General features: G+C 43.1%; 3 protein-coding genes and 1 pseudogene. All 4 read left to right on the plus strand.

Annotation, left to right across the window (positions count from 1 at the left end):
• Positions 1–131 precede the first annotated feature (131 nt).
• The 4 genes and pseudogenes from RMZ41_RS31810 (at position 132) to RMZ41_RS31825 (ending at position 5,062) form a co-directional block, all read left to right on the plus strand.
• Positions 132–1,027: pseudogene (locus RMZ41_RS31810) on the plus strand (ISAzo13 family transposase).
• Positions 1,028–1,162: 135 nt separating this feature from the next.
• Entirely contained in the window at positions 1,163–2,068 is a 906-nt protein-coding gene (locus RMZ41_RS31815; protein WP_322640210.1) for an ATP-binding protein, read from the plus strand.
• 210 nt (positions 2,069–2,278) lie between these two features.
• Positions 2,279–4,612 (plus strand): EcoAI/FtnUII family type I restriction enzme subunit R, encoded by a 2,334-nt coding sequence (gene hsdR, locus RMZ41_RS31820; protein ID WP_322640209.1) that lies wholly within the window; start codon positions 2,279–2,281, stop codon positions 4,610–4,612.
• A 312-nt stretch (positions 4,613–4,924) separates the two neighbouring features.
• Entirely contained in the window at positions 4,925–5,062 is a 138-nt protein-coding gene (locus tag RMZ41_RS31825) for a hypothetical protein (RefSeq protein ID WP_322640208.1), read from the plus strand.
• Positions 5,063–5,103 lie beyond the last annotated feature (41 nt).

Consider the following 5,103-nt stretch of genomic DNA (forward strand, 5'->3'; position numbering starts at 1 on the left):
GTATAGATAACTATCGAGGTCGAGGACGTTATAAAGCAGAATCACATCTACCAAATCTTTTATCAGATATCAAAAAGTTAGTTGATGGTCAAAGTTAGATAGACCCAAGTTTTAAAAGTCAACGACTCTATATGCGTCTTTCTGCTGCCCAAGTGAGACATCAATTAATTGAGAAATTTGGTTATGCAGATGAAGAATTACCAACTTCAGAAACAATTCGCGTTAAGTTAAATAATTTAGGATATCGTCTCAAACGGGTTGCCAAAATTCAACCTCAAAAAAAATTCCCGAAACGGACGCAATCTTTGAGCAATTAGCTATAGTTCATCAAGAGGCTTTGGATGACCCAAGCATTTTACGTTTAAGTTTAGATGCAAAAGCTCGTGTCAATATCGGCTCATTTGACCGTGGTGGTAGAAATCGAGCGCCGACAAAAACTGATGACCATGACTTCCACCCCAAAACAAGCATCACTCCTTATGGTATCTTCCTTCCAGAGCTTGACGAACTATTTTTATATTTTACAGAATCAAAAGTAACGAGTGATTTTATTGTTGATATTTTAGCAGATTTTTGGGAATCAGAAGGGGAGCGATTTCCAGAAATAAAGACTCTGCTTATTAATCAAGATAATGGAGGAGAGAATAACTCTCGGCGTACACAATTTATGAAGCGCATAGTTGAATTTTCTCAAAAATATCAACTCAACTTACGTTTAGCGTACTACCCTCCGTATCACAGTAAATATAATCCCATTGAACGAACTTGGGCTGTACTAGAAAATTATTGGAACGGTAGCATTCTTGATGAAGTGGAAACAGCTTTAAATTTTGCTCATAACATGACAGGGAGTGGGAAACATCCTGTTGTTAAACTAATCACTAAAACTTATGAACTAGGAATTAGGCTAACTAAAGAAGCTATGGCAGAAATTGAGAAGCAAATTACGCGTTTGACTAGTTCCAGTCATGAAAGTTTTCCAGATTTAGGGAAATGGTTTATTGATATTTGCTATGAAACAACATAATTTTAAAAAATAATTTTTCAAGCTTTATCACTGCGAGAATTAGTAATACTACATCATTAATTACCACTCTTCATCCCAGGAAAGTGGTGATTTCTCTTGTGTATTTTTGAGGGCAAGGGTTGCTAACAGCAACCCTTGCCCTCACCACCCTATAATGATTATCATTTTTATTGGCTGTATATTTTATTTCTTGGAAGTCCCTTAATCAAACCAATAGCACATGGCTGGACAATCACAAACCTAGCTGCCATCCTTTTGGCAAAAAAACTGGATGCCTTTTCCCCTGCCTTGGCTCGTAAAGCACCCCGTGTCGTGATCTACGAAGGTATCAATAAGCTACAAACTCGTGATGACAAGACAGGCAACCGAGGATATGCCGTTGGCTTTGAAAGATTAGTAGATTTTGTCCACTCAGCAGCACCGCAAAATCGTTTTATAGAGGAAGTTGTGCGGGAAGAAGTAAAGATGTTTCCGAAACAGGCTTTACGAGAACTTATTGCTAATGCTTTGGTGCATCAGGATATTCTAGCAACAGGTACTTCAGTGACGATCGAGATGTATAGCGATCGCATTGAGATATCTAATCCCGGCATTCCGCCTATTAAGGTAGAGCGATTTATTGATGAAAATCGTTCCCGTAACGAACAACTCGCAGACATAATGCGACGTTTCGGTATATGTGAAGAAAAAGGCAGTGGCATTGACAAAGTTGTAAACGCAGCAGAAGTGTTTCAACTACCCGCGCCAGATTTTCGAGTAGGTGACACACGCACTACAGCAGTGCTGCTTGCCCATCAGGATTTTGCCAATATGAGCAAAACAGACCGAATTCGAGCCTGCTACCAACATTGTTGTCTGCTGTATGTCAGCAATCAACGAATGTCTAACCAAACCCTACGGGAGCGGTTCCGTCTAAGTGACTCGCAAGTAGCAACCGTTTCTCTGATTATAGGAGCTACTAAAGAAGCTGGCTTGATCAAAGCTGACGAATCCGAATCAACCTCTACCCGCTATGCTCGCTATCTCCCTTTTTGGGCATAAAAGTGTTTTAACGCAAACCGAGATGAGCCACTCCCAAATGCTCAAACCCTTGCAAAATCAACAAAAAAGTGTTTTAACGCAAAACCTCTAACCCGTGCAGAACCAATAAAAAAGTGTTTTAACGCAAATCGAGGTGAGTCACTCTCAAATCCTCAAACCCTTGCAGAATCAACAAAAAAGTGTTTTAACGCAAATCGAGATGAGTGAAATATGAACGAAGCCGAAACCCGTGCCGAACTAATTGACCCCGCACTCAAAGCCGCAGATTGGGGAGTTATTGAAGGTAGTCGCATCCGCCGCGAAGTTATTGCCCCTGGTCGCTTAGTTGGCAATGGTAAACGCGCTCAGTCAGATATCGCCGATTATGTCCTAGTTTATCGTGGTGAAAAACTCGCCGTCATCGAAGCCAAAAAACGCGACTTACCAGATACCGCAGGTTTAGGACAAGCCAAAAAATACGCCGAAAAATTACAAACTCGATTCGCCTACTCCACAAATGGCATCGGCATCTACCAAGTAGATATGCACACAGGGGCAGAAAGCTACATCAACCAATATCCCACCCCGGAGCAACTCTGGGAAGCGACCTTTAGCGAAAATAATGCGTGGCGCGATCGCTTTGCAGCCATCCCCTTTGAAGACAAAAGCGGTACATGGGAAGCCCGTTATTATCAACACAATGCCATTAAGCACGTCCTAGAAGCAATCTGCCAAGGACAAAACCGGATTTTGTTAACGATGGCAACAGGCACAGGTAAAACCTTCATCGCCTTCCAACTCGCCTGGAAACTCTTTCAAAGCCGTTGGAATCTTAGCAGGCAACCCACCCGTCGCCCACGAATTTTGTTTTTAAGCGATCGCAATATCTTAGCCAACCAAGCCTATAACTCTTTCTCTGCCTTCCCCGACGATGCCCTAGTCCGCATCGACCCCGAAGCCATCAAAAAACGCGGTCGAGTTCCCAAAAATGGCAGTATCTTTTTTACCATTTTCCAGACTTTTATGACCGGACGGGACGACGCTGGCAATCCTACACCCAAATTCAGCGACTATCCCCCCGATTTTTTTGACTTCATCATCATTGATGAATGTCACCGAGGCGGAGCCAATGACGAAAGCACCTGGCGCGGCATTTTAGAATACTTCTCCCCAGCAGTCCAACTTGGACTCACCGCCACTCCTAAACGCAAAAACAACGCAGACACCTACGCCTACTTCGGTGAGCCAGTCTATACCTACGCCCTCAAAGACGGCATTAACGACGGGTTTCTTACTCCCTTTAAAGTCAGACAAATCGAAACTAACCTAGATGAATATATTTATAGCAGCGAAGATGAACTGATCGAAGGTGCAGTAGACGAAGCCAGAACCTACACCGAAGACGACTTCAACCGCATCATCGAAATTGCCGAGCGCGAACGCTACCGGGTGCAACTGTTCATGCAAGAAATTGACCAGAATCAAAAAACTCTGGTGTTTTGCGCCAACCAACCCCACGCTTTAGCTGTGCGGGATTTAATCAACCAAATGAAGATTAGCAGTGACCCTAATTACTGTGTCCGCGTTACTGCCAATGATGGCAAGCTAGGCGAACAACACCTCAGTAACTTTCAAGACAATGAGAAGAATATTCCTACCATTCTCACCACTTCCCACAAGCTTTCCACTGGAATTGATGCCCGAAACGTTCGTAACATCGTGCTGATGCGCCCCATCAACACGATGATTGAATTTAAGCAAATTATTGGTCGTGGTACTCGCCTATTTGAGGGGAAAGACTACTTCACTATTTATGATTTTGTCAAAGCTTACGAACGCTTCGACGATCCTGAATGGGATGGCGAACCCCAAGAACCTGTAGTAGTCAAAAAGCCTGAAAGTACAGATACAACCAAAGGTTTCATAAAAGACACTGACAAAGGTAGCGTGGAAACTCCAGAAGAACGCCGCCCTCAAAAAATCAAAATCAAACTCGCTGATGGCAAAGAACGTTTCTTCCAGCATCAGATGTCCACCACCTTCTGGAGTCCAGACGGTAAACCCATGAGCGCCGCAGCATTTGTAGAACGTCTCTTTGGTGAAATTCCTGAACTATTTACAGATGAAGACGAATTAAGAGCTATCTGGAGCCGCCCTGACACCCGTAAAGCATTATTAGAAGGACTGGCTGAGAAAGGCTATGGAGAGGAACAACTCACAGAAATTAGCCGCCTGATTGATGCCGAGAAAAGCGATTTATATGATGTGCTGGCTTATATTGCCTATGCCTCTCCACCCATTAGCCGCCGAGAGCGCGTCCTTGCTCACAAATCCTTAATCTTCTCGCAGTATCTCGGCAAACAGCAAGAATTTCTCGACTTTGTACTGGAACAATACATCAAAGCCGGGGTGGGAGAACTTGATCGCACTAAATTACCTCAACTGTTAGAGTTGAAATATCATACTGTTCGTGATGCTGTGGAAGAACTAGGGAATGTTGCGAATATCAGTGAAGTATTTATCGGGTTTCAGCAATATTTGTATTCACAGAACAGGGCAGCTTAATTGAGCATATCGCTAAAATTAAGCATCCTACTCAGAAGATTAACTCAAAGCTACACGACCATAGCTAAAAAAGCGATCGCCTTTCAATATGCCGTTGCTGAGGGACGATGGATGCTGTGAATCCGAAGGCGCAGCCCGTCGTAGACTTTGGCTTGGGGAGTGCGATCGCGCATATGATAATGAGACTCAAATCACGATTTAGCTTTCCTCAAATGTAATTTCGGAGAACATCGACAGATATCAAATAGCACGGGACGATTACTTCAAGTTGAAAGATAATAGAGGTAGATACTTTAAGTAAAGCAACATCTCATGGTTAATGTTATTCGAGGTGATGTAGATAATAAGCCAGTTTCATCTAGAAGGCTAGCTGATTACTTTGAGAGGAGACACGATATAGATGGCAGCTTATATCGGGAGCATCCACTTTTGGCAGAAACACTCAAATAGCAAGTAAACCATTCAGATAAGCACAACGAACAGAAAGGATT

The sequence above is a fragment of the Nostoc sp. DedVER02 genome, assembly GCF_034530675.2.
GTDB lineage: Bacteria > Cyanobacteriota > Cyanobacteriia > Cyanobacteriales > Nostocaceae > Nostoc.

What these genes read in the sequence shown, in the direction of transcription:
- hsdR (WP_322640209.1), top strand. Translation starts at nt 2,279, where the DNA reads ATGAACGAAGCCGAAACCCGTGCCGAACTAATTGACCCCGCACTCAAA.
- RMZ41_RS31825 (WP_322640208.1), top strand. Translation starts at nt 4,925, where the DNA reads ATGGTTAATGTTATTCGAGGTGATGTAGATAATAAGCCAGTTTCATCT.